This window comes from Mycobacterium sp. (assembly GCF_046330795.1).
Classification (GTDB): Bacteria; Actinomycetota; Actinomycetes; order Mycobacteriales; family Mycobacteriaceae; genus Mycobacterium.
In genome coordinates this window covers 347,231-371,957 of record NZ_JAXLSA010000003.1, presented here as the reverse complement: position 1 = coordinate 371,957, position 24,727 = coordinate 347,231, and the positions used below count along the sequence as shown (strand labels likewise).

The window sequence follows — 24,727 nt, the reverse complement described above, 5'->3', positions numbered from 1 at the left end:
TACCCACACGCACGCTCGCGGTAAATGCTGACAGGCGGAGGGGCTAGCCCAGGATGTCGGAAATCGGTGCGCCGGAAGCGATCTTGGCCCGGGCCTTCATCACCTTGCCCGGCATACCGCCGCCGACGACCCCCACCAGCACGCCGTCGCGCTCGTAGTAGGCCAGGAACTTGCGGCCGTCGTCCTCGACCACATGCACCACGTCGTCGGCCTCCGGCTCACCCAGGCACTGGATCTTGACGTCGTACTGATCGCTCCAGAAGTACGGCACCACAACGGATTCCGGTGCATCCTGGCCGAACATGGACGGCACCAGCACCCGGGCCTGCTCGGCCACGTTGCTCCAGTGCTCCACGCGTGCCTGATGACCGGTGGCGTCCCGCCAGGACGCGACGTCGCCCAGCGCCCAGACGTGCTCGGCGCTGGTGCGCCCGACGTTGTCGCAGACGATCCCGTTGTCGACGGCGATCCCGGAACCCTCGAGGAAGTCGAGGGCCGGGCGCGACCCGATGCCGACGATGACGAGATCGGCGTCCAGTTCGGTGCCGTCGGCGAGGACGACCTGCTGCACGCGGCTGTCCCCACGCACCTCGGCCACCCCGACGCCGGTGCGCACGTCGACACCCTCGGCGCGGTGCAGCCGGCTGACCAGTGCGCCGATCTGCTCGCCGAGGACCGAGGCCAGCGGCTGCGGCTGCGGCTCGACCAGCGCGACGTCGACGCCGAGATTGCGCAGGCTCGCGGCGACCTCACAGCCGATGAAACCCGCGCCGATCACCACCGCCTTGCGGGCCGAGCCGGCCTCGCTGCGCAGCGCCTGGCTCTCGTCGTAGGACCGCAGCACGTGGATGCCGCCGAGGTCCGGGAAGGACGGGATGCGCCGCGGCACCAGACCGGTGGCGATGACGAGCTCGTCGTAGTCCACGGTGCTGCCGTCGGCCAGGGTGACGCTGCGGGCGGCCGGATCCACCGCGGTGACGGCCGAACCGAGCCGCAGCGTGATGTTGTTCTCGTCGTAGAACTCCTGCGGCTTGAGCGTGACGTCACCGAAGTCGTGCTCGTCCTTGTGCAGCACGTCCTTGGACAGCGGCGGCCGGTCGTACGGCAGGTGCACCTCGTCGCTGACGATGACGATGTCGCCGGCGTACTCGGCGCGCCGCAACTGCTCGGCGGTCCGCGACGCGGCCAGCCCCCCACCCACGATCACGATTTTTTGGGTTACCACGGGGTCTTTTTTTACACGACGAGCGCGGCCGACGGTCTGGCACCCTTACCGTTCGGGCGGCGCACGGTCGATCAGATTCGACAGCACCACGATGCTCTCGCTGCGTTCGATGTCCGCACTGGACCGAATCCGCTCGAGTGCGGTCTCGAGGTGGCTCATGTCGCGGGCCAGCACGTGCAGGATCGCATCGGAGGTGCCGGTGACGGTGGCGGCCCCGATCACCTCGGGGATGTCGACCCAGGCGCGGCGCAGTTCGTCGGGGGCGATGGTGCCGTGGCAGTACACCTGGACGTAGGCCTCGGTGCCCCAGCCCAGCGCGCTGCGGTCGACCACCGTGGTGAATCCGCGGATGACGCCCGCGTCGAGCATCCGGTCGACGCGGCGCTTGACCGCCGGCGCGGACAGGTTCACCCGTTCGCCGATCTCGGCGAAGGTGGCGCGCGCGTGCTCGGCGAGCACCGTCAGGATGTGTTCGTCGGTGTCGTCCAGCCGATCCATGACGCCTCCCGCCATTGCGAAGCAACAAAACGTCGCAGTCCGTACTTCAGGACAACAGATACAGCCCCAGAACGCAAGATACGGCGATTGATTGCGTGACGCGCAAGAAATATCATTGATTCATATCAGTCTTGGATCCCCGGGGACTCACCCCTGGCTGCCGCGCATCAGTGGGCACGGATCCCGGAAAATCGGAACATTGGAGGCACCCCGTGACCATGCTGGACACCGTGACGACCGACGCCGCCGGCTCCACCGACGCCGCCATCGCGGTGGACGCGCGTTACACCGCACACAACTACTCCCCCCTACCCATTGTGGCGGCCTCCGCCGAGGGCTGCTGGGTCACCGACGTCGAGGGCAACCGCTACCTGGACTGCCTGGCGGCCTACTCCGCGGTGAACTTCGGCCACCGCCACCCGCAGATCACCGCCACCGCGCACGCCCAGCTCGACTCCGTCACGCTGGTCAGCCGCGCCTTCCACTCCGACAAGCTGGGCCCGTTCAGCCAGGCGCTGGCCGCACTGTGCGGCAAGGACATGGTGCTGCCGATGAACACCGGCGCCGAGGCCGTCGAGAGCGGCATCAAGGTGGCCCGCAAGTGGGGCACCGACGTCAAGGGCGTGGCGGAGGGCCGCGCCAACATCATCGTGATGGACGGCAACTTCCACGGCCGCACCACCACGATCATCAGCTTCTCCTCCGACGAGTCCGCCCGCCGCGGCTTCGGCCCGTTCACGCCCGGCTTCCGCTCCGTGCCCTACGGGGACGCCGACGCCGTCGCGGCCGCCATCGACGACGACACCGTCGCGGTGCTGTTCGAACCCATCCAGGGCGAGGCCGGCATCGTCGTGCCGCCCGCCGACTTCCTGCCGCGGGTGCGCCAGATCTGCACCGAGCGCAACGTGCTGATGATCGCCGACGAGATCCAGTCCGGGCTGGCCCGCACCGGCCACACCTTCGCCTGCCAGCACTGGGGCGTCGAACCGGACATGTACCTGCTCGGCAAGGCACTCGGCGGCGGCGTGGTACCCGTCTCCGCGGTGGTCGCCAACGCCGACATCCTGGGCGTCCTGCACCCCGGCGAACACGGCTCCACCTTCGGCGGCAACCCGATGGCCGCCGCGGTGGGAACCACCGTCGTGCAGATGCTGGCGACCGGCGAATACCAGCGTCGCGCAACCGAACTCGGCAAGCACCTGCACACCCGGCTCGAGGCGCTGATCGGCCACGGCGTGCTCGCCGTGCGCGGAATGGGCCTGTGGGCCGGCGTCGACATCGACCCGGAACTGGGCACCGGTAAGCACATCAGCATGCTGCTGGCGCAGCGCGGCGTCCTGGTCAAGGACACCCACGGCTCCACCCTGCGATTCGCACCCCCGCTGGTGATCACCGACGAAGAGATCGACTGGGCCATCGACCAATTCACCGCCGCGATGGACGAGGCGCGAGTAGAAAATATGAAACGAACCTCATAGGGACACAGGAGGCATCATGGGCTCATCTGCGCTCAGCCTGACCGAGCAGATGCTGCGCCGGCGACCGGCAGTCGGTGCGCCGGTCGCCCACGGAGCCTCCGATCACCTGAAGCGAAGTATCGGCACATTCCAGTTGACGATGTTCGGTGTCGGCGCCACCGTCGGCACCGGCATCTTCATCGTGTTGCAGCAGGCGGTGCCCAAGGCCGGGCCCGCGGTGCTGGTGTCCTTCATCCTGGCCGGCATCGCCGCCGGGCTGTCGGCCATCTGTTACGCCGAAATGGCCGCGGCGGTACCGGTTTCCGGCTCCACCTATTCCTACGCCTACACCACGATGGGCGAGGTGGTCGCGATGGGCGTCGCGGCCTGCCTGCTCCTCGAATACGGCGTCTCGATGTCGGCGACGTCCATCGGATGGAGTCAGTACCTCAACGAACTCCTGAACAACGTCTTCGGATTCCGGATACCCGAGGCACTCACATCGGCACCCTGGGGCACCGAGCATCCCGGCATCATGAATTTGCCCGCCACCATTCTGATCGCATTGTGCGCACTGCTGCTGATCCGCGGCGCCAGCGAATCCGCGACCGTCAACACCATCATGGTGATCATCAAACTGGCCGTGCTGGCCCTGTTCGTCGCGGTCGCGTTCACCGCGTTCAACAGCGACCACTTCCATGACTTCTGGGCCAAGGGATTTCACGGCATCACGGGCGCCGCGGCCACCATCTTCTTCACCTTCATCGGCCTGGACGCGGTGTCGACCGCCGGCGACGAGGTCAAGAACCCGCAGAAAACCATGCCGCGCGCGATCATCGCCGCTCTCCTGGTGGTCACCAGCATCTACATCCTGGTGGCGTTCGCCGGCCTCGGCACGCAGGACGCCGCGGAGTTCGGGTCCGACGAGCAGGCCGAAGCGGGGCTGTCGGTCATCCTGCGCAACGTGCTGCACGGCCAGACCTGGGCGTCGAACATCCTGGCGCTCGGTGCGGTGATCTCGATCTTCTCGGTCACCCTGGTGGTGATGTACGGCCAGACCCGCATCCTGTTCGCGATGGGCCGCGACGGTCTGCTGCCGTCGCGCTTCGCCAAGGTCAACCCGACCACCATGACGCCGGTGAACAACACCATCATCGTGGCGATCATCACCGGACTGCTGGCCGGCTTCGTGCCCATCGACTACCTGTGGGATCTGGTGTCCATCGGCACCCTGGTCGCGTTCATCGTGGTGTCGGTCGGCGTGATCATCCTGCGGGTACGCGAGCCCGACCTGCCCCGCTCGTTCAAGGTTCCGGGCTATCCGGTGACCCCGGTGCTGTCGGTGCTCGCCTGCCTGATCGTGCTGGCCGGCCTGCCACGCATCACCTGGGTGTGGTTCATCCTGTGGGTCGCCGTGGTGCTGGTGTTCTACTTCCTGTGGAGCCGGCACCACAGTGCCCTCAACGACGGCGGCGACGGGGTGATCCCGACGGTCGCACCGGGTGTCGGATCGTGACCGTCGTCGTCGGCTACGTCGTCGGCAAGAGCGGGCCCGCCCCGCTGAACCTTGCGGTCGAGGTGGCCGCCGCGCTGGGCACCTCGCTCGTGGTGGCCACCGTCGTACCGCAGCCGTGGAGTACCCCGTCGATGGCACGGGTGGACGCCGAATATGCCGCGTGGGCAAACACTTTGGCCGCTGAATCCCGGGCGGAGGCCGCCGCGCACCTGGCGGACACCACCGGCCTGGACATCTCCTACCGGCAGGTGTCGGCGGGCACGTCCGGCGACGGGCTGGTCGAGCTCACCGAGGAACTCGGCGCGGACGTGCTGGTGGTCGGCTCCTCCTCCGACGGCGCACTCGGTCAGGTCGTGCTCGGCACCACGACGGACTGGCTCCTGCACAGTTCGCCCGTGCCGGTGGCGATCAGCCCACGCGGCTACCGGGGCGCGCGCGGCGGCCGGATCACCCGGCTGACGTGTGCCTACTCCGGATCCCCCAACTCGGTTCGGGTGGTCGAGCTGGTGGCCGAGCTGACCGCCGGCCGACCGGTGGCGATGCGGGTGATCAGCTTCGCGATCCGCGGCCGCACCATGTTCCCGCCGGAGGTCGGCCTGCACGCCGAGGATTCGATCCTCGAGGTGTGGGCCGCGGACCTGCGCACCATGCTGGCCAAACTGCGGTCCGACGGCATCGTCACCGGCGACGTGGAATTGCAGGTGATCACCGGGAACGGCTGGGATCAGGCGCTGGACAACACCGAGTGGGACGACGGCGAGCTGCTGATGCTCGGCACCACCGGCCGGCGCGGCATCAAGGGCGTGTTCCTCGGCTCGCACGGCGCCAAGATCATCCGGTACAGCCCCGTGCCGGTGGTGGTGCTCCCCAAGTAACCCCATCCGCCCAAACGCACGTTTCGGCGCGAGTGAGAATGCCGGTGTCAGTACTTCATCGTGCCGCGGTCGACGGCGATCTGCGATCCCGAGATGGTGGCCGACGCATCACCGGCCAGCCAGGCCACCACATCGGCCACCTCCTCCGGACGCATGAACTCCTGCAGTCCGGCCTTGCCGGCGTGATTCTTCGGCTTGTACGGCATCGGCGCGAAGCTGTGCAGGAACTGCGGGTACTTTCCGAAGATCGCCATCATGGCCTCGGCCTCGACCATCGGGGTGTCGATCGAATACGGGTGGATGGAGTTGACCCGGATCCCGAACTCCCCCAACTCGATTGCCAATGCATTGGTCAGCGCCGTCAGGCCCGCCTTCGACGCGGAGTAGTGCCCGTTGCCCGGGGTGGCCTTCAGGCCGGCCGACGAGCTGACGATGACCACCGACCCGCCGTTGCCGGCCTCGATCATCGCCGGTGCGACGGCGCGGACCGTGCGCCACGTTCCGGACAGGTTGACGTCGATGACGTCGTCCCACTGCTCTTCGGTCATCTCGAAAAGCCGCCCCCACGAGAGGATTCCGGCGTTGGCCACCAGGATATCCAGGCGGCCGAACTGTTCGACGGCCTCGGCGACCAGCTGCTGCTGGGCGGCCAGGTCGCGGATGTCCACCTCCCGGACCAGCGCCGTGCGGCCGGTGGCCTCGACCAGCCGCGCGGTCTCGGCGAGATCGTCGGCCGTGGGCATCGGGTAGGTGACGTAGTCGGAGACCGGCTTGCAGACGTCCAGGGCCACGATGTCGGCGCCGTCGGCCGCCAGCCGAACGGCGTGCGCGCGGCCCTGCCCGCGCGCGGCCCCGGTGACGAACGCGACCCGGCCGTCGAGTGATCCCATGCCGTCAGGCTAGCAGCAGAACTAGAACATGTTCTAGAAGCCACCGGTTATCGGGTCAGCGCCGCCTGAACAGCATCCCGACCAACCAGCCGGCGGCGAACAGCGCCGTCAGCAGCAACCACATCGGGGAGGTCACCGTCAGCCAGAACAGGTGCACCGGCACGCGGTCCCGGTTCTGGGCGATGAACGCCACCGCGAGCACCGCCAGCACCAGGGCCAGCCAGTTGCGGAGCGCGAAACCCGTTACCGCGCCCCGGTTCTGCGAGTTCTCAGGAGCCATGGCCGTGTCCTCTGGGCTGTCTAGTAGTCGATCGGGGCACGGATGATCGGGCAGGTCATGCAGTGCCCGCCGCCGCGCCCACGACCGAGTTCGGCACCGACGATGGTGATGACCTCCACCCCGGCCTTGCGCAGCAACGCGTTGGTGTGCGTGTTGCGGTCATAGGCGAACACCACGCCGGGCGCGACGGCGACGAGGTTGTTCCCGCTGTCCCACTGCTGACGTTCGGAGTCGTAGTGGGTGCCGCCCGTCTCGACGACCCGCAGGGCGGGCAGACCGAGCGCGGCGGCGACGACGTCGACGAACGACCGGCTCTCCTCGGTGACTTCCACGCCGCCGTCGTCGCCGGGCCGCAGGGTGAACGGGGTGATGGTGTTGACGATCTCGGGGTAGATGGTGACCACGTCGCGGTCGGCGAAGGTGAACACCGTGTCCAGGTGCATCGCCGCGCGCAGCTTCGGCATGCCCGCCACGATCACCTGCTCGGCGGCTCCGGTGCGGAACAACTCGGCGGCCACCTGGGTGATGGCCTGGCGCGACGACCGTTCACTCATCCCGATGAGCACCACGCCGTTGCCCGGGACCAGTACGTCACCGCCCTCCAATGTCGCCAGGGCCCAAGACTTTTCGGGATCGCCCCACCACACGGTCGAACCCACGTAGTCCGGGTGGAACTCGTAGATGGCCTTCATCAGCAGGGTCTCGTCGTGCCGCGCCGGCCAGAACAACGGGTTCAGCGTGACCCCGCCGTAGATCCAGCACGTGGTGTCGCGGGTGTAGAGGGTGTTGGGCAGCGGCGGCATCAGGTATTCGGTGAGGCCGGCGTTCTCCCGGGCCAGCAGCCGGTAGCCGGAGGCCACCCCCGGCGGCAGGTCACGAATGGACATGCCGCCGATCAGCAATTCGGCCAGCCGGCTCGGTGCCTGCTCGTCGAGGAACGACCGGGTGTCGTCCACCAGACCCGGGCCGACCTCGTTGGCGATGATCTTGCGGTCCAGCAGCCAGGCCTTGGCCTCGGGAATCGCCATCGTCTGGGCCAGCAGCTCGTGCAACTCGACCACCTCGACGTCGCGAGCGCGCATCTTGTCGATGAAGTCGAAATGGTCGCGCCGCGCGTTCTGCACCCACAAGACGTCGTCGAACAACAGGTCGTCACAGTTCGACGGGGTCAGGCGTTCGTGGGCGAGCCCCGGCGAGCACACCAGAACCTTGTGCAGCACACCGACTTCCGAATGCACGCCATAGCCGGCGGATGGCTGGGTCATGCTGTCCCTTCTGTCTAGATCTGGATGGAGCCGTTGATCAACCCGTAGATGCCGGCGATGGCGCCGAGCACGATGACGCCGAACAGCACGGCTTCGGCGGGCGCGAACACCCGCAGGTTCCGTTCCCGCCGGGCGATGACGTAGAGGATGGCGCCCGGCGCGTAGAGGATGCAGGACAACAGCAGATGGTCCCAGCCGGCGGCCCAGACCAGGAACAGGGTGTAGATCGTGGCGATCGCGGCGATGATCGTGTCGGGCACCAACGAGCGCCTGTCCTCGTAGGTCTCCCGGGTCAGCGTCAGTTTCAGCGCGTAGGCGGCCGCCAGCAGGTACGGGATCAGCGCCAGCGCCGCCGTCAGGTCGAGCATGAAATCCAGTGCGTCCGAGGCGAACAGCAGCAGGACCAACAGCAACTGCACCAGTCCGCCGGCCATGATGAGGGCGGGAACCGGGGCACCGTGTCTGTTCTCCCGGGTGAGGAACTTCGGCATGTCCTGGGACTTCGCCGGGATGTAGAGCATCTCGGCCGCCATCAGCGTCCAGGCCAGGTAGGCGCCCAGCACCGACAGGACCGCACCGGCCTTGATGAACACCGAACCCCACGGCCCGACAATGGATTCCAGCACCGAGGCCACCGACGGCTGGCTGACGGCAGCCAGCTCCGATTGCGGCAGCACACCATAGGACGTCAGCGTGACCAGCATCAGCACGGCCAGCACCGAGAGGAATCCGATCACCGTCGCACGCCCGACGTCCTCGCGTTTGCGGGCGAACCGGGAGTACACGCTGGCACCCTCGATGCCGAGGAAGACGAACACCGTGATCAGCATGGTGCCCTTGGCCTGCTCGAAGAGCGAACTCCACGAGTAGTTTCCGTCGCCGCCCCAGAAGTTGTCGGTGAACACCCCACCCTTGAAGGCGACGATCGCAATCACCACGAACACGACGATCGGGATGATCTTCGCGAAGGTGACGATCCGGTTTATCGAGGCGGCCTCCTTGACCCCGCGCAGGATCAGGTAGAAGAACAGCCATACGCCCACCGAGGACAGGACGACCGCCAGCACGGTGTCCCCGGCGCCCAGTGCGGGGAACAGCGCGCCCAGCGTCGTCATGATCAGCACCCAGTACGACGTGTTGCCCGCGCACGCCGACGCCCAGAAGCCGAACGCGGAGTTGAAGCCCATGTAGTCGCCGAAACCGGCCTTGGCGTAGGTGAACAGGCCGGCATCGAGGTCCGGCTTGCGGGTGGCCAGCCGCTGGAACACGAAGGCCAGCATCAGCATGCCGGTACCGGCGATCGCCCAGGCGATCAGCGCACCGGCCACCCCGGTCTCGACGCCGAACCGACGGGGCAACAGGAAGACACCGGATCCGATCATCGACCCGATGACCATGGCCGTCAGCGTCGGGAGGCTGACCTTCTGGTCGCGGGTCACCGCTTCGGCATCGGTCATGTGGCCCCTTCGGTGTCGGATACGGGTTGCGTCTTGACGATCTTGAAGCCGGTGAAACCGTACAGCACGCTCAGCAGCGGGCTGATCCAGTTGAAGAACGCGAACACCGCGTACGACAGTGTCGGCACGCCCAGCACCGCCCCCATGAACGCCCCGCACGAATTCCACGGCACCAGCGGCGACGTCACGGTCGCACTGTCCGCGGCCAGCCGCGACAGGTTCTGCGGAGCCAAACCACGCGCGGCGAACTCGGCGCGGAACATCCGGCTCGGTAGCACCAGCGCGATGTACTGGTCCCCGGCCACCACATTGAGCCCGAAGCCGAACCCGAACACCGTCAGATAGAGCCGGCCCCGCGTCCTGGCCCGTTCGATCATCGGCGTGATCAGCCGGTCGATGAGACCCAGTTGCTCGAGCAGCGCCCCGAAGGTGACGGCGGCGATGATCAGCCAGATGGTGAGCAGCATGCTGTCCATCCCGCCGCGGGACAGCAGCCGGTCGATGTCGGCGATGCCGGAGTTCATCTGGAACCCGTTGGCCATCGTCTTCCAGACCGCCTGGATGGAACCCACGATCGGGTTGGCGTGGCCGCCGATCTCGTGGATGAACCCGTTGACCACGTCGCGCTGCAGGATCGTGGCCTGGATACCGGCGAAGATGGCCGAACCCAGCAGCGCCAGCGACGCCGGCGCCTTGCGGATCGACAGGAACGCCAGCAGCACCAACGGCAGCAGGTTCAGCGGCGTGATCCAGAAGATGGCGTCGAGCTTGGTCAGCTCGATGTCCTGATAGGCCGCGTCGTGGGTGGGCGCGGGCCCGACGAAACCGGCGACGGTGAACCCGACGGCGGCCAGCAGGAAGGCCGGCACGCTGGTCCAGATCTGCGAACGGATATGCGTGTACAGGTCGACCCCGACCATCTGCGAGGTGAGGATGGTCGTCTCCGACAGCGGCGAGGTCTTGTCCCCGAGATAGGCGCCCGAGATGACGGCGCCGGCCGTGATCGCCGGCGACACCCCCAGTACGGCCGCGATGCCGATCAGCCCGACACCGACCGTCGCCGCGGTGGTCCACGAGCTGCCGATGGACAGCGCGACCACACCGCAGATGACCGCCGTGGCGACGTAGAACACGGCCGGCGACAGCACGTGCATGCCGTAGTAGACCAGGGTCGGGATGGTGCCCGACAGGTTCCAGGTGCCGATCAGCGCGCCGACGGCCAGCAGGATGAAGATCGCGCTGGTGATGGACGTCAGGGCACCCTGCCCGGCTGCCTGGACCGCCGACCAGGGATGGCCGTTGCGCAGCCCGATCAGTGCCGCGATCGCACAGCACACCAGCAGGCCGACCTGGATCGGGCCGTCGAGGGCGTCGAGCCCGAACAGCGCCAGCGATACCGCGATCAGGGTGGTCAACGCGACCAGCGGGATCAGCGCATCGGCCATCGACGGGCGCCTGATGTCCGGTGCCGGTTCTTGCTCCTCGGTCATCGTCCGCCTTCCCCCGAGCCGCGCTCGAGGCCATTGTGCAAGCGGCCGGCCCGGCGCCGCGAGAGAATTCGGTCCCCGAACCCGGGGACGTTCGCCGGGCTCAGAGCTCGGAGATGATCTGCTGGCGCTTGGCGGTGTATTCCGCGTCGGTGATCGTGCCGCTGTCGCGCAGCGTGTCCAGTTCGGTCAGGCGGTCGGCCACTGACCGCGCCGGTTCGCTCGAGGGCTGTCCCGAGGCGGGCGCCGAAGTCCGGCCTGCCGCGCGGACGATCTGCATGACCTGCTGGCGCACCGCGGGATTGGACCGGATGTCGATGGTGCCCTGCACCGGAATGTTGTTGGCCTTCAGTATCCGCATGATGTCCATCAGCGGGGCGGCCTGGCCGGACAGATCGTAGGTCTTGCCGTCCTCGTCGAGCGTGAACTGTGCGGGTACCGCGCCGTTGACGAGAGCGCTTCTGTCCCAATCGATCTGGTACTTGTTGGTGGCGGGATCGACGAGCACGACAAGTTTGCGTCCGTTGAGGATCTGCATGCGCGCCGGGCTGGAGGTCATCGTCTGCTCGGAATCGAACCCGGCGCCGCCCGGCATTTCGACGTGGAATGCCACCTTGATCATCTGCTGATCGTTGACGAACACCGGGGTGTCGTTGATGCTGGTGATCCGCGCCAGGGCGAGCACGCCGGAACTCTCCAGGAACTGTGACGTCGCAGCGCTCCTGGCACCGTAGTTCGCCATTGCCAGTGCGATCAGCACATCGGCCCCGGTGACCAGTAGGCCCCACCAGAACATCCACTTCAACAGCGGATCCGCGCCCAGCGCGAAATACACCGCCAGGAAGATCGGCCCCACCAAGCCGCCGCACAGCAGCACGAACCCCTGGGCCTTGAGGTAGCGGAGCAGCACGGTGTCAGCGTAGATGCCGCACGCCGGACGAGCAGACGTAAAGGCCCCCATTTCCCGGAGGAAATGGGGGCCTTTACGTCTGCTCGCGCAGGAACTACTTGTGGATCTTGGTAACCCGGCCGGCGCCGACGGTACGGCCGCCCTCGCGGATCGCGAAGCGCAGGCCCTCGTCCATGGCGACGGGCTGGATCAGCTTGACGGAGATGTCGGTGTTGTCACCGGGCATCACCATCTCGGTGCCCTCGGGCAGGGTCACCACGCCGGTCACGTCCGTGGTCCGGAAGTAGAACTGCGGACGGTAGTTGTTGAAGAACGGCGTGTGGCGGCCGCCCTCGTCCTTGGACAGGATGTAGACGCTGCCGTCGAACTCGGTGTGCGGGGTGGTGGTGCCGGGCTTGACCACAACCTGGCCACGCTCGACGTCCTCACGCTTGATGCCACGAACCAGCAGACCGACGTTGTCGCCCGCCATGCCCTGATCGAGCAGCTTGCGGAACATCTCGACACCGGTGACGGTGGTCTTGGTGACGGTCGGGCGGATGCCGACGATCTCGACTTCCTCGTTCACGTTGATCACGCCACGCTCGACACGACCGGTGACCACGGTGCCGCGGCCGGTGATGGTGAAGACGTCCTCGACGGGCATCAGGAACGGCTTGTCGGTCTCGCGGACCGGGTCCGGGATCGACTCGTCGACCGCGTCCATCAGATCCTCGACGGACTTGACCCACTTCGCGTCACCCTCGAGGGCCTTCAGCGCCGACACCTTGATGACCGGGGCGTCCTCGTCGAAGTCCTGGGCGGCCAGCAGTTCGCGGACCTCCATCTCGACGAGCTCGATGAGCTCCTCGTCGTCCACCATGTCGGCCTTGTTCAGCGCAACCAGGATGTAGGGCACGCCGACCTGGCGGGCCAGCAGCACGTGCTCGCGGGTCTGCGGCATCGGGCCGTCGGTGGCGGCGACCACCAGGATCGCGCCGTCCATCTGGGCGGCACCGGTGATCATGTTCTTGATGTAGTCAGCGTGACCGGGGGCATCCACGTGGGCGTAGTGCCGCTTGTCGGTCTGGTACTCAACATGCGAGATGTTGATGGTGATACCGCGCTGACGCTCCTCGGGCGCATTGTCGATCTGGTCGAATGCGCGCGACTCGTTCAAATCGGGGTACTTGTCGTGCAGAACCTTGGTGATTGCTGCAGTCAGCGTGGTCTTGCCGTGGTCAACGTGACCGATGGTCCCGATGTTGACGTGCGGCTTCGTCCGCTCGAACTTCGCCTTCGCCACTTCTGTGTCCTCCTGGACTTGTTGGTGCTTTGGTTAAAGCAGGTGTTGTTTTTTTCAGTTGTGTTGCTGCACAAGGTAACCGGAGATTATTCCCCGGTGGCCTTCGCGATGATCTCCTTCGACACGTTCGCCGGAACCTCGGCGTACGAGTCGAACACCATGGAGTAGTTGGCCCGGCCCTGGGTCTTCGACCGGAGGTCGCCGACGTAGCCGAACATCTCCGACAGCGGCACCTGCGCCTTGACGACGCGCGCACCGCTGCGCTCCTCCATGGCCTGGATCTGACCACGGCGGGAGTTCAGGTCGCCGATCACGTCGCCCATGTAGTCCTCGGGCGTGGTGACCTCGACGGCCATGATCGGTTCGAGGATGACCGGCTGCGCCTGTCCGGCAGCCTTCTTCATGACCTGCGAACCGGCGATCTTGAAGGCCATTTCCGAGGAGTCGACGTCATGGTAGGCGCCGTCGAGCAGGGTGACCTTCACGTTCACCAGCGGGTAGCCGGCCAGTACGCCGTACTGCATGGCGTCCTGCGCACCGGCGTCCACCGACGGGATGTACTCGCGCGGGATACGGCCACCGGTGACCTTGTTCTCGAACTCGTAGGTGGCACCGTCCTCGCCGACGAACGGCTCGAGGTTGATGATCACCTTCGCGAACTGGCCCGAGCCACCGGTCTGCTTCTTGTGGGTGAACTCGACGTTCTTGACCTCGCGCTTGATGGTCTCCTTGTAGGCGACCTGCGGCTTGCCGACGTTGGCCTCGACCTTGAACTCGCGACGCATCCGGTCCACCAGGATGTCCAGGTGCAGCTCGCCCATGCCGCCGATGACGGTCTGGCCGGTCTCCTGGTCCAGGTGCACCTTGAAGGTCGGATCCTCCTCGGCGAGCTTCTGGATCGACAGGCTCAGCTTCTCCTGGTCACTCTTGGTCTTGGGCTCGATGGCCACCTCGATGACCGGGTCCGGGAAGGTCATCGACTCGAGGACGACCTGGTCGTTCGGGTCGCTCAGGGTGTCACCGGTGGTGGTGTCCTTCAGCCCGATCACGGCGTAGATGTGGCCGGCGCTGGCCGTCTCGACCGGATTCTCCTTGTTGGAGTGCATCTGGAAGAGCTTGCCCAGGCGCTCCTTCTTGCCCTTGGTCGCGTTGACGACCTGGGCACCGGAGTCGACCTTGCCGGAGTACACCCGCACGTAGGTCAGCTTGCCGAAGAACGGGTGCGTGGCGACCTTGAAGGCCAGGCCCGAGAACGGCTCGTCGACGGACGGCTTGCGGATGACCTCGACGTCCTCCTTGCCCGGCGCGTGGCCCACCGCGGGCGGCACGTCCAGCGGCGAGGGCAGGTAGTCGATGACGGCGTCGAGCATGGGCTGCACGCCCTTGTTCTTGAACGCCGAACCGCACAGCACCAGGTAGGCGGTCGAGCTGATGGTCAGCTTGCGCAGCGCGCCCTTGACCTCGTCGATCGAGAGTTCCTCGCCGCCGAAGTACTTCTCCAGCAGGGCCTCGTCGGTCTCGGCGACGGCCTCGAGCAGCTTGGTGCGATACTCGTCGGCCTTCTCCTGGTACTCGGAAGGAAGGCTCGAAAGGTCCAGGGTCTCGTAAGTCTCACCGAGCTTGGTCTCGCCGCGCCAGACCTTGGCCTTCATCTCGACCAGGTCGACGATGCCCTCGAAGTCACCCTCGGAGCCGATCGGGATCTGGATCGGGATGACGTTGGCACCGAGACGGTCCTCCATCGTCTTGACGGAGAAGTAGAAGTCGGCGCCGATCTTGTCCATCTTGTTGACGAAGCAGATGCGCGGCACGTCGTACTTGTCGGCCTGACGCCAGACCTGCTCGGACTGGGGCTCGACGCCCTCCTTGCCGTCGAAGACGGCAACGGCGCCATCGAGCACCCGCAGCGACCGCTCCACCTCGACGGTGAAGTCGACGTGGCCGGGGGTGTCGATGATGTTGATCTGGTTGCCGTTCCAGAAGCAGGTGGTAGCGGCCGAGGTGATGGTGATACCCCGCTCCTGCTCCTGCTCCATCCAGTCCATCGTGGCGGCACCGTCGTGCACCTCACCGATCTTGTAGCTGATGCCGGTGTAGTACAGGATGCGCTCGGTGGTGGTGGTCTTGCCGGCATCGATGTGCGCCATGATGCCGATGTTGCGGACCTTGGTCAGGTCGGTCAGCACGTCTTGTGCCACGGCTGTTATCCCACTCTTTCAGTTGCTTCAGTCGTTTGGTGGCGCCTGTCCCGCCGGGAATCCGGCGGGGGCGATCACCAGCGGTAGTGCGCGAAGGCCCGGTTCGCCTCGGCCATCTTGTGGGTGTCCTCACGTCGCTTGACGGAGGCGCCCAGGCCGTTGCTGGCGTCCAGGATCTCGTTGGCCAGGCGCTCGACCATCGTCTTCTCGCGGCGTGCCCGGGAGAAGCTGACCAGCCAGCGCAGTGCCAGCGTGGTGGACCGCTCGGCGCGGACCTCGACGGGCACCTGGTAGGTGGCGCCACCGACGCGGCGGCTGCGCACCTCGAGGGCGGGCTTGACGTTGTCGAGAGCGCGCTTGAGGGTGATCACCGGATCGGTGCCGGTCTTGTCGCGGGCCTGCTCGAGCGCACCGTAGACAATGCGCTCGGCCAGGGATTTCTTCCCGTCCAGCAGAACCTTGTTGACCAGCTGGGTGACCAGCTGCGACCCGTAGACGGGATCATTGACCAGAGGGCGCTTGGGCGCCGGCCCCTTGCGCGGCATCAGCTCTTCTCCTTCTTGGCGCCGTAACGGCTCCGTGCCTGCTTGCGGTTCTTGACACCCTGGGTGTCCAGCGAACCGCGGATGATCTTGTAGCGGACGCCCGGAAGGTCCTTCACCCGACCGCCACGCACGAGCACCATCGAGTGCTCCTGCAGGTTGTGGCCCTCACCGGGGATGTAGGCGGTGACCTCGACCCCGCTGGTCAGCTTCACGCGGGCGACCTTCCGAAGCGCCGAGTTCGGCTTCTTCGGGGTGGTGGTGTACACGCGGGTGCACACGCCGCGCCGCTGCGGGCTGCCCTTCAGCGCCGCCGTCTTGACCTTGGCGGTCTTATCGTGGCGACCCTTGCGGACCAGCTGGTTGATGGTTGGCATGTACCGGCTTCCTCTTTGCTTCCTTATTGCCCTGCTCGGGTTACTGCTTCAGGTCTGTGTACTGCTCGTTCGCCCCGCCGCGTTACCCCGCGGCCGGGCGTGTCGCACGCGCCCGAACTCATCGAACATGCTTCGATGCGTTTAGGTGCACATGCGAATTGGCCCGGCGTGCGCGCATGCTCACTGATGGTGCAGTCGCGTGCGCCCAACGAGGCCAGGCACGAGCTACCACAATACCAGTCCAGCCCACCCCGACAAAACGCGCCAAAACAGTGCTCGACGCCCGCCTTCGCGCAGGTCAGGCGACTACCGGCGCTCCAGCCCGGCCGCCAGCCGCAACACCATGTCGGCGTAGACCCCGTCGGTGTCGACGTCGTCCATCACGCCGGTCATCTCCAGCAGGACGAAACCGTGCATCGCCGACCAGAACTCCAGAGCGGCGTAGAACGCCTTCTCCCCCTCGAGGCCGTAGGACGCCAGTACGTCGATGACGGGCCCGGCGGCCGCCTTGGTGGCCAGGCTGTACTCGGGGTCGTCGTCGCCGAAGGGCATCCGGGTGAATGCCGAATACCGGCCCGGGTGGTGGTGGGCGTAACTGCGGTAGGCGCTGGCCATCACCAGCACCGCATCGTCACGGGTCCGGCCCTCGCAGACGGTGTTGAGCATGCCGATGATGTCGCCGATCACGCGCATCCGCACCGTCCGGCGCAGGTCGTCGAGGCTCTGCACGTGGTTGTACAGCGACGGGCCCTTGGTGCCCAAATGCGCGGCCAGCGCATTGATGGTCAGTGCGTCCCAGCCCTCGCGGTCCAGGAAGTTCAGCGCGGCGTTGACGATGATGTCGCGGCTGAGCTTGGCCGTCCGCGGGGAACGGCCGCGCGGGCGCGCCTCCGCCTCCGGCTCAGGCTCTGCTGACATCACCAACCCCTTTCGGACCGTTCCGGCCCCCCGACCGTATGCCCGAGGTTCAACTCCCCGACCATTAGACCAGCGAAGTGACCGGGGCAACTGCGCACCCCGGGCGGGCGGGGAAAGTTAGGCTTGCGCCGAACCCCACGAGGACCTGGAGGTCATGTGCTTCGGACTGCGGTTGCGGCCCTGGCGGTCATCGCCGTGACGGTGCCGCTCGGAACCCCGGTGGCGGCGGCCAAGAATGGCGACACGCACATCACGTCGGTCGGCCTGACGCAGACCGTCGACTGCAACGACGCGACGCTGTTCGTCAACGGGTCCGACAACATCATCACCGCGGTGGGCAACTGCTGGGCGGTCACCATCCAGGGCTCCGGCAACACGGTCGTCGCCGACAACGTGATCAACGACATCACCGTGTACGGCTTCAACCAGACCGCGCTGTACAAGAACGGCGAACCGGTGGTCGTCGACCGCGGCCGCGAACTGGGCATGACCAACGTCATCAACCGCATCCCGGCCTGATGCGCCACGCCGGCCTGATCGTGGCGGTCGGCATGGCCGTCACCGCAGCCGGCTGCGGATCCGACCGACCGGCAGGTTCATCGGTCCAGGTGGGCAACACCATCAACTACGGGTCCTACGGGACCACCGCACAGATCGACTGCGGCGACGGCAAGGCGCTCAACGTGGGCGGATCGAACAACACCCTGACCGTCCACGGCCGGTGCACATCGGTGAACGTCGGCGGCGCCGACAACAGGATCACCCTGGAGACCGTCGAGCAGGACCTGTCCGTGGTCGGACTCAACAACACCGTGATCTACCAGGCCGGCGACCCGACGGTCAGCAACCTGGGCACCGGCAACGACATCAAGAAGGGCTGAGCGGGTCGCTGGCGCCGTGCCGCCCGGCGCCGCCGGCGAACCGCTGGGCGCCCGCCATCGATTCGGCCGCCACCCGCTCGATGCTGGTGAACTCGGCCGCCATCGCCGACTCCTCCGGCATGCCCCACTGGTGCAGGGCCGAGAGCCGGTCAGCGCGCAGGCATTGCTGCGGCAGCTCCGCCAGTTCGGCCGCAAGTTCCTCGGCCCGCTCGCGGGCCGTGCCGGTCGGCACCACCCGGTTGGCCAGGCCGATGTCGAGTGCCTCGGCGGCGCCGACGGCCCGACCGGTCAGGATCAGGTCCAGCGCGCGGCTCTGCCCGATGAGCCGGGGAAGCCGCACGGTGCCGCCGTCGATCAGTGGCACGCCCCAGCGCCGGCAGAACACCCCGAACACGGCGTCCTCCTCGGCGACGCGCAGATCGCACCACAGGGCCAGCTCCAGGCCACCGGCCACGGCGTGGCCGCTGACGGCGGCGATCACCGGTTTGGACAGCGTCATCCGGGTCGGCCCCATCGGACCCGGGCCGTCGGGCTGGAGCTTGTTCATCTCGGGCGTGCCGAACGCCTTGAGATCGGCTCCGGCGCAGAATGTTCCGCCGTCACCCCAGAGAACGGCGACCGCCGCGCTGTCGTCGGCATCGAAGTCGGTGAACGCGTCGACCAGCTCGGCGGCGGCCGGGGCATTGACCGCGTTGCGGGCCTGCGGCCGGTTCATCACCACCGTGACCACCGCACCGCTGCGCTCGACCCGCACTCCGCCGCTCACGGTGTCGAGTGTGCCATCACTGCTGCGTGACGGCGGGCGGCTTCCAGGTTCCGTCGATGATCGATGGCGGCGTGCTGTTGGGCCAGTACAGCCGCAGCATCAGCACGAAGTCGTCCGTGGGTGCGGGCAGCCAGTTGGATTCCTTGTCGGGCCCGGGGTTCTCGGCCTGCAGGTACAGGTCGACCGAGCCGTCGGCGTTCTCCTTCAACTGGTTGCGCTGGCTCAGCGTGTACCGGTTGAGCGGGTTGTCCACGAAGAAGTAGTCCGCGTCGTACATGGTCAGCGACCAGAAGCCCTGCACCGGCGGGAGCTCACCCTTGTTGAAGTGCATGACGTACTTGTTCGCGCCGCTGTACTTCTGCCCCCGGGCGGGGCCCTCGGAGGTGGGGTACACCGCATCCTCGGGCAGGTTGGCGCCCAGCCCGATCCAGGTGATGTAGGCCCGCTGCAGGAAGTTGGTGCCGTAGTTGCCGGTCTTGGTGGTGAACAGCCAGCCGTTGATGAGGTTGATGTCGCCGGCCTTTACGCCGTCGACCGCCCAGGCCTGGATCTTGGCCTGCCCGGCCTTGGGCGCATCGGCGATCGCGTTGGCCGTCTGCAGATCGGACTTGCCGGGATCGAAGTCCTGGCCGGGCACGATGCCCAGCGCCGCCAGCTCCGCGACGACGGGTGCGTCCGCGGCGGCCGGCGGGTTGTCCTTCAGCAGCTTGGCCAGGTCGGTGAAGAACGCCGCGCCGTCGAGCGCGTTGACCTGTTCGCGCACCGCGGTTTTCGTGTCGAGCGCGGGATCAACGGTGCCCGGCGGCGGCGTGTACGGCTTGCCGTAACTCGACAGCGGCACCGCGGTGATCTTGTCCTGCAGCGCGTGCACGGCGGCGTAGTCCTCGGGCGTGCCGGTGCAGTAGATCCGGCCGAGCAGCCAGACCAGGGCCGTCGGGGACTTGTACTCCGTGACGCCTTCGGGCAACGTGCCCGTCCAGCCGGGACCGGTGATCGCGAACGTCTGCGCCTTGGTGCCGGTGGTGCGCTTGCCCGGCGAGGCGAACACGTTGGTCCAGGCGTCGAGCATGGGCAGCAGGAAGTACCGGTCACCCATATCGGGCACGCTGAGGATGTAGGGCTCCTTGGACACGTCGAACCACGCCTGGGTGTACAGGGTGTCGGCGTTCGGGGCGGTCACCGCCCGGAACTGCGCATTGGGGTATTCGCGCAGTCGGACGAACTGACCCATGGGTGCCTGGGTGCCCTGCGGCTCAACGGTGTTGGTGAACGCCCGGCGGGTGTACTCCATGGTCACCAGCGGATAGCCGTATGTGTATGCGTCGACGGCGGCGGTGGCCAGGTCGGCCTCGGAAGCTCCAGCGGCGGTCGAGGTATCCGACGTCCCCGACGAAGCGGCCGGGCCGGGCTTGTCGGAGCCGCAGGCCGCCAGGGCGCTGCTCAGCACCAGCACCAGCAGGGCCAGGACGGTTCGGGCTCTCGGTGTCATCGTGCTCCTCGTGTCGAAACGCAACCGGCCAGATATCGTCGCGCACCCGATGGGGCACCGTCTTGACACCGTAGGACAAAGCCTTGATTTTGGAGGACATGTCGCTGATCCGGGCCACCGCGTTGTCGCACTTCCCCGAGCTGGTGCGCGAACTCGGCGGCGATCCGGAGGAACTCCTCGCCGCGCACGGTATCCGGGCCGCGGATGCCGGCCGCAGCGACGTCTACGTCGGCCTGCGCGGTGGGATCGGCGCCATCGAGGCCGCCGCAACCGCCACCGGCACAATGGATTTCGGCCGTCGGCTCGGATTGCGTCAGGGCATCGAGATCCTCGGCCCGCTCGGCGTGGCGGCCCGGACCGCCGAGACCCTGGGCGCCGCGTTGCGGATCTTCGATCTGTTCATGGCCGCGTACAGTCCCGGGCTCTCGGTACGCCTGCACCCGCACGCGGACCCGGCGCTGATGTTCTTGGAGTATCGGGTCGAACTGGAGCCGGCGCCGCCGCAGGAGCAGACCGTGGAACTGTCACTCGGCATTACGCTGCGGGTGCTGCAGTTCCTGCTCGGCCCGGACTACCGGCCCGTGGCCGCGCACATTCCGCATCCCCCGGTAGGGCCCGCAGCGGATTACCGCCACTACTTCGGCTGCCCGGTCCGGTTCGGCGAACCGGCGGCCGGATTCAGCATCAGGGCGGCCGAACTGGATCGCCCGCTGCGCCGGGACCACCTGATGCACCAGACCGCGATGGACTACCTCGACAGCATCGTCGAGCAGCGCCCGCAGACGGCCGCCCGCGCGGTCTCCGACATCACCCGGCATCTGCTGCCCACCGGCACCGCCACCATCGACATCGTCGCCACACAGATGGGCCTGCATCCAAAGGCGCTGCAGCGCAAGCTTTCCACCGAGCAGACCACCTTCGCCGAGATCCTCGACCGAGTGCGCCGCGACACCGCCCAGCGCTGCCTGCGAAACCCCGACATCACGCTGGCACACCTGACGCGCCAACTCGGCTACGCCGAACAGAGTGTGCTCACGCGCGCCTGCCAGCGCTGGTTCGGCACCACCCCGACGCTCTACCGCGCAACGTTGCTGGCCGCCAGCGGCTGATCGCGGCGTTGCGCCAGCGCGTCGGCGAACCGTGCGTACTCGGCGCGCAATTGCCAACCCGGCCAATCCGGCAGCGTCAATTCCGGGGGCAGAACCGGATCCGTCCGCAGATGCCGGACCATCGCCGCCGCGATGGTGAATTCGGTCGCTGGATCCTGTGCCCGGGACATGGCCGCGATCAACTCGGTGGCCGCGGCCGACCAGCCGGCCAGATCCCAGAGCTGGGCCGCCAGTTCGGCCGGCGCATCGTCGGTGCTGCGCAGCAGCCGGACATGCCGGGCGATGCCGGGATCGAGTTCGGCCCGCAGGTTATCCGGCCGCAGCCACACCCCTTCGCGAAGCTCACCGAATCTGCTGTCCTGCAATAGCTTTCGCAGATCAGACCGTGTCCTGGCATCCTCGCCCACACTGGTCACCACCGCGGTCAGCCAGGAGCCGTCCCAGTCCCGCAGCGCCGGCCGCAACGCGTCGTCCTGGCGTCGCTGGCGCTCGAGCAATCGCTCCGAGAGCCGGTAGCCGTCGTCGGAGCGGATCAGGTCGCCGCCGGCCACCATGCGGGTGAGCGCGACCCGCAGCGTCGACTCCTTGATCTCGAAATCAGCGGTGAGCCTGATCAATTCGGCCGCGGTGGCCCAGGCCGGATGCGCCCCCAGCAACACCGACAACACCACCGACCGGGCCGTCATCCGGCCCGGGCCGGCCACCGCCGTCATCGCCTCAGACTCCGGAGGTGCGACGGCCGGCGTCGCCGAACGGCCCGTCGCGGTGTAGCACCGCTTCCCGGAAGCCGTGTTGTCCGGCGTCGGCCACGAACGCGTGACCCTCGGGCGTGTGACGTGCGATGCCGTCGAAGACCGTGCTGATCATCTGGCTGGTGGCCACCCCCGAGTTCGACAGCGCGGCATTGCACGCCAGCTTGGCCATGATCAGCTGATTGATCGGCATCGCGGCGATGCGCTCGACCAGTCGTTCGGTGCGCTCGTCGAGGTCGGCAGGTTCGGCCGCCTCGACCGCCAGGCCCCACTCGGCGGCCTGCGCGCCGCTGATGCAGTCGCCGGTGAACAGCAGCCGCTTGGCCCGCTGGTCACCCAGCCGATGCGCCCACAGTCCGGCGGCCGGCACACCCCAGACCCGCATCGGCGGGTAGCCGATCTTGGCGTCGGCGGCGACGATGATCTGATCGGCGTGCAACGCGATGTCGGTGCCGCCGGCCACGCAGTAGCCGTGGATCTTGACCACCGTGGGCTTGTCGGCGCGCATCAGGCTGGCGAACCCGTGCACGAACCGGCTCATCATCTGATAGTCGACCATGGGATCCCACGGCTGATCGGGAAGATGGTTGCGGGCCTGGGTCTTTCCGTCGAGCACCGTTCCGCGATAGCCGCCGGTGTCGCCCGGGGAGGACGTCCCGTCGGCGTAGGCCGACAGGTCGAATCCGGCGCAGAACCCCGCACCACGACCGGATACCAGGATGACGTGCACCGCGGGATCGAGGTCGGCCCGTTCGACCAGCGCCGACAGTTCCAGCGGGGTGTCGGCGACGATCGCGTTGCCCTTGTCCGGCCGGTTGAACGTGATCCGCGCTACCCGTCCGGTGACCTCGTACGTCATGGTCTTCAGGTTGTCGAGGTCGACCGGCCTGATCGCGTGCGTCATCGGTGCGACGCCAGGGCCCGGTCGAGGATGGGCGCGACGTCCAGCCCGGTCGGCAGCGTGCCATAGGCACCGCCCCAGCGGCCGTCGTAGCGAGTGGCCAGGAAGGCCTCGGCCACCGCCGGATCGCCGTGCTGGATCAGCAGTCCGCCCTGCAGCGCCAGGCTGATGTCCTCGGCGACCTTGCGGGCCCGGTACTCCAGCGTCTCCACGTCGCCGAGGGCCACCTTGAGCGCGTCCAGTCGTAGCGCCAGGCGCGGATCCTGCCCGGCCGGGGCGGCCAGTTCGTCGAACAACACGTCCACGCATTCGGGCCGGGTTGCGATGGCGCGCAACGTATCCAGTGCGCTGACGTTGCCGGAACCCTCCCAGATGCCCATCAGCGGGGCCTCCCGGAACAGCCGCGGCATTCCCGACTCCTCGGCGTACCCGTTGCCGCCGAAGCATTCCATGGCCTCGGCCGCGTGCGCGGTGGCCCGCTTGCACACCCAGTACTTGCCGGCGGCCAGGCCGATCCGGCGCAACAGTGCCTCCCGGTCGTCACCGCGCACCGCCCGGTCGGTGGCACCGGCCATCCGCATGGCGAGCATGGTGGCCGCCTCGGCCTCGACGGCCATGTCGGCCAGCACGTTTCGCATCAATGGTTGGTCGATCAGCTTGGCGCCGAACGCTTTTCGGTACTGCGTGTGATGCACCGCGCGGGACAGCCCGTTGCGCATGCTGGTGGCGCTGCCCAGGGTGCAGTCCAGCCGGGTCAGGTTGACCATCTCGATGATGGTCGGCACACCGCGGCCCTCCTCCCCCACCAGCCAGGCCACGGCGCCGTCGTACTCGACCTCGCTGGACGCGTTGGCGTGGTTGCCGAGCTTGTCCTTGAGTCGTTGGATGAACATCCGGTTGCGGGTGCCATCGGGCAGCACCCGCGGCAGCAGGAAGCAGCTCAATCCGCCCGGCGCCTGCGCGAGCACCAGGAAGATGTCGCTCATCGCGGCCGAGGTGAACCACTTGTGCCCGGTCAGCGAGTAGCTGCCGTCACCGTTGGGCACGGCCTGGGTGGTGCCGGCACGGACATCGGAGCCGCCCTGCTTCTCGGTCATCGACATGCCCGCCGTGATGCCCGCCTTGGTGGCCGGCACCGCGAGTTCGGGGTCGTACACCCGGCTGGTCAGCAGGGGTTCGTAGATCGCGGCGAGATCGGGATTGAACCGCAGCGCGGGCACCACGGCGTAGGTCATCGAGATCGGGCACAGGTGGCCCGGCTCGACGGTCCACACCGAATTCTTCGCCGCGCGCACCACGTGCGCACCGGGCCGGTCGTCGGCCCAGGGCGCCGCGTGCAGACCGTGTCCGACGGCGACGGTCATCAACTCGTGGTATGCGGGGTCGTACTCGATCTCGTCGACGCGGTGCCCGTAGCGGTCGTGGGTGTGCAGGATCGGGACGTTACGGTCGGCCAGCTCGCCCCAGCGCTGCGCCTGCGCGGTGCCCGAGAGCGCGCCGAGTTCGGTGACCTCGGGCAGGCCCCACTCACCGCCCTCGCGAATGAGGGCCTCGACCAGCACCGGCGCGGCCGCCGGGTTGTGACCGAGGAACGGGGGGGCCTGATTGGTGACGACGTGGGTGTCCGGCATGCCGTCCAGTGTTACATC

The 24,727-nt window shown here is 67.4% G+C and carries 24 protein-coding genes; 6 read left to right on the top strand and 18 right to left on the bottom strand.

Annotated elements, in window-relative coordinates; translation table 11 throughout:
* Positions 1–43: 43 nt before the first annotated feature.
* Both U0R18_RS13200 and U0R18_RS13195 read right to left on the bottom strand, forming a co-directional pair.
* A complete protein-coding gene (locus tag U0R18_RS13200) occupies positions 44–1,225 on the bottom strand; it encodes an NAD(P)/FAD-dependent oxidoreductase (protein ID WP_526368979.1) in 1,182 nt (393 codons plus the stop codon).
* Positions 1,226–1,270: 45 nt separating this feature from the next.
* Entirely contained in the window at positions 1,271–1,723 is a 453-nt protein-coding gene (locus tag U0R18_RS13195; protein WP_526368977.1) for an Rv2324 family transcriptional regulator, read from the bottom strand.
* Positions 1,724–1,941: 218 nt separating this feature from the next.
* On the opposite strand from U0R18_RS13195, the gene rocD reads away from it, so the two are divergent.
* From rocD to U0R18_RS13180, 3 genes are read left to right on the top strand one after another with little or no spacing between them, the layout of a single operon-like run.
* Positions 1,942–3,201, top strand: a complete 1,260-nt coding sequence (rocD, locus tag U0R18_RS13190; RefSeq protein ID WP_526369524.1) for an ornithine--oxo-acid transaminase — start codon at positions 1,942–1,944, stop codon at positions 3,199–3,201.
* Between the two features lie 16 nt (positions 3,202–3,217).
* Positions 3,218–4,696: an amino acid permease gene (locus U0R18_RS13185; protein WP_526368975.1), complete on the top strand. Its 1,479-nt coding sequence runs from the start codon at positions 3,218–3,220 to the stop codon at positions 4,694–4,696.
* Positions 4,693–5,571: a universal stress protein gene (locus U0R18_RS13180; RefSeq protein ID WP_526368973.1), complete on the top strand. Its 879-nt coding sequence runs from the start codon at positions 4,693–4,695 to the stop codon at positions 5,569–5,571. Before U0R18_RS13185 ends, U0R18_RS13180 begins: the two co-directional genes overlap by 4 nt.
* Positions 5,572–5,618: 47 nt before the next feature.
* Here U0R18_RS13180 and U0R18_RS13175 read toward each other — a convergent pair whose 3' ends face one another.
* The 11 genes from U0R18_RS13175 to U0R18_RS13125 form a co-directional block, all read right to left on the bottom strand.
* Positions 5,619–6,461 carry a mycofactocin-coupled SDR family oxidoreductase gene (locus U0R18_RS13175; protein ID WP_526368971.1) on the bottom strand — a complete coding sequence of 281 codons (843 nt, stop codon included), beginning with the start codon at positions 6,459–6,461 and terminating at the stop codon, positions 5,619–5,621.
* Between the two features lie 55 nt (positions 6,462–6,516).
* On the bottom strand, positions 6,517–6,741 hold the full coding sequence (locus U0R18_RS13170; RefSeq protein ID WP_526368969.1) for a DUF1049 domain-containing protein: 225 nt from the start codon (positions 6,739–6,741) through the stop codon (positions 6,517–6,519).
* Between the two features lie 20 nt (positions 6,742–6,761).
* Positions 6,762–8,006, bottom strand: coding sequence for an arginine deiminase (locus U0R18_RS13165; RefSeq protein WP_526368967.1), 1,245 nt, complete (start codon positions 8,004–8,006; stop codon positions 6,762–6,764).
* Positions 8,007–8,020: 14 nt separating this feature from the next.
* Entirely contained in the window at positions 8,021–9,463 is a 1,443-nt protein-coding gene (locus tag U0R18_RS13160; RefSeq protein ID WP_526368965.1) for a basic amino acid/polyamine antiporter, read from the bottom strand.
* Entirely contained in the window at positions 9,460–10,953 is a 1,494-nt protein-coding gene (nhaC, locus tag U0R18_RS13155; RefSeq protein ID WP_526368963.1) for a Na+/H+ antiporter NhaC, read from the bottom strand. Before nhaC ends, U0R18_RS13160 begins: the two co-directional genes overlap by 4 nt.
* 100 nt (positions 10,954–11,053) lie before the next feature.
* Positions 11,054–11,860 carry an SHOCT domain-containing protein gene (locus tag U0R18_RS13150; RefSeq protein ID WP_526368961.1) on the bottom strand — a complete coding sequence of 269 codons (807 nt, stop codon included), beginning with the start codon at positions 11,858–11,860 and terminating at the stop codon, positions 11,054–11,056.
* Positions 11,861–11,954: 94 nt separating this feature from the next.
* The gene (gene tuf, locus U0R18_RS13145; protein WP_526368959.1) at positions 11,955–13,145 is read right to left on the bottom strand and encodes an elongation factor Tu; all 1,191 of its coding nucleotides are present in this window, start codon (positions 13,143–13,145) and stop codon (positions 11,955–11,957) included.
* Positions 13,146–13,231: 86 nt separating this feature from the next.
* Positions 13,232–15,292 (bottom strand): elongation factor G, encoded by a 2,061-nt coding sequence (fusA, locus tag U0R18_RS13140; protein WP_526369522.1) that lies wholly within the window; start codon positions 15,290–15,292, stop codon positions 13,232–13,234.
* A gap of 125 nt (positions 15,293–15,417) precedes the next feature.
* Positions 15,418–15,888 (bottom strand): 30S ribosomal protein S7, encoded by a 471-nt coding sequence (gene rpsG / locus U0R18_RS13135; protein WP_526368957.1) that lies wholly within the window; start codon positions 15,886–15,888, stop codon positions 15,418–15,420.
* Positions 15,888–16,262: a 30S ribosomal protein S12 gene (rpsL, locus tag U0R18_RS13130; RefSeq protein WP_526368955.1), complete on the bottom strand. Its 375-nt coding sequence runs from the start codon at positions 16,260–16,262 to the stop codon at positions 15,888–15,890. The genes rpsG and rpsL overlap by 1 nt, the downstream gene beginning before the upstream one ends.
* Before the next feature lie 306 nt (positions 16,263–16,568).
* Positions 16,569–17,180, bottom strand: coding sequence for a TetR/AcrR family transcriptional regulator (locus U0R18_RS13125; protein WP_526368953.1), 612 nt, complete (start codon positions 17,178–17,180; stop codon positions 16,569–16,571).
* A 180-nt stretch (positions 17,181–17,360) separates the two neighbouring features.
* Between U0R18_RS13125 and U0R18_RS13120 the strand changes: the two genes are divergently transcribed.
* Both U0R18_RS13120 and U0R18_RS13115 read left to right on the top strand, forming a co-directional pair.
* A complete protein-coding gene (locus tag U0R18_RS13120) occupies positions 17,361–17,699 on the top strand; it encodes a DUF3060 domain-containing protein (protein WP_526369520.1) in 339 nt (112 codons plus the stop codon).
* Positions 17,699–18,061 (top strand): DUF3060 domain-containing protein, encoded by a 363-nt coding sequence (locus tag U0R18_RS13115; RefSeq protein WP_526368951.1) that lies wholly within the window; start codon positions 17,699–17,701, stop codon positions 18,059–18,061. The genes U0R18_RS13120 and U0R18_RS13115 overlap by 1 nt, the downstream gene beginning before the upstream one ends.
* Here U0R18_RS13115 and U0R18_RS13110 read toward each other — a convergent pair.
* Both U0R18_RS13110 and U0R18_RS13105 read right to left on the bottom strand, forming a co-directional pair.
* The gene (locus U0R18_RS13110) at positions 18,048–18,827 is read right to left on the bottom strand and encodes a crotonase/enoyl-CoA hydratase family protein (RefSeq protein WP_526368949.1); all 780 of its coding nucleotides are present in this window, start codon (positions 18,825–18,827) and stop codon (positions 18,048–18,050) included. The two genes, U0R18_RS13115 and U0R18_RS13110, sit on opposite strands and share 14 nt — an antisense overlap.
* Positions 18,828–18,843: 16 nt before the next feature.
* Positions 18,844–20,316, bottom strand: a complete 1,473-nt coding sequence (locus U0R18_RS13105) for a DUF1254 domain-containing protein (RefSeq protein ID WP_526368947.1) — start codon at positions 20,314–20,316, stop codon at positions 18,844–18,846.
* 98 nt (positions 20,317–20,414) lie between these two features.
* Here U0R18_RS13105 and U0R18_RS13100 point away from each other — a divergent pair, with 98 nt between their 5' ends.
* Positions 20,415–21,425 carry a helix-turn-helix transcriptional regulator gene (locus U0R18_RS13100; RefSeq protein WP_526369518.1) on the top strand — a complete coding sequence of 337 codons (1,011 nt, stop codon included), beginning with the start codon at positions 20,415–20,417 and terminating at the stop codon, positions 21,423–21,425.
* Here the strand turns inward: U0R18_RS13100 and U0R18_RS13095 are convergent.
* Genes U0R18_RS13095 through U0R18_RS13085 form a run of 3 tightly spaced genes read right to left on the bottom strand, consistent with a single transcriptional unit; the run spans position 21,392 to position 24,709 of the window.
* The gene (locus U0R18_RS13095; protein WP_526369515.1) at positions 21,392–22,111 is read right to left on the bottom strand and encodes a PaaX domain-containing protein, C- domain protein; all 720 of its coding nucleotides are present in this window, start codon (positions 22,109–22,111) and stop codon (positions 21,392–21,394) included. The genes U0R18_RS13100 and U0R18_RS13095 overlap by 34 nt on opposite strands.
* A gap of 31 nt (positions 22,112–22,142) precedes the next feature.
* The gene (locus tag U0R18_RS13090; RefSeq protein WP_526368945.1) at positions 22,143–23,081 is read right to left on the bottom strand and encodes an enoyl-CoA hydratase/isomerase family protein; all 939 of its coding nucleotides are present in this window, start codon (positions 23,079–23,081) and stop codon (positions 22,143–22,145) included.
* A complete protein-coding gene (locus U0R18_RS13085; protein WP_526368943.1) occupies positions 23,078–24,709 on the bottom strand; it encodes an acyl-CoA dehydrogenase family protein in 1,632 nt (543 codons plus the stop codon). The genes U0R18_RS13090 and U0R18_RS13085 overlap by 4 nt, the downstream gene beginning before the upstream one ends.
* Positions 24,710–24,727 lie beyond the last annotated feature (18 nt).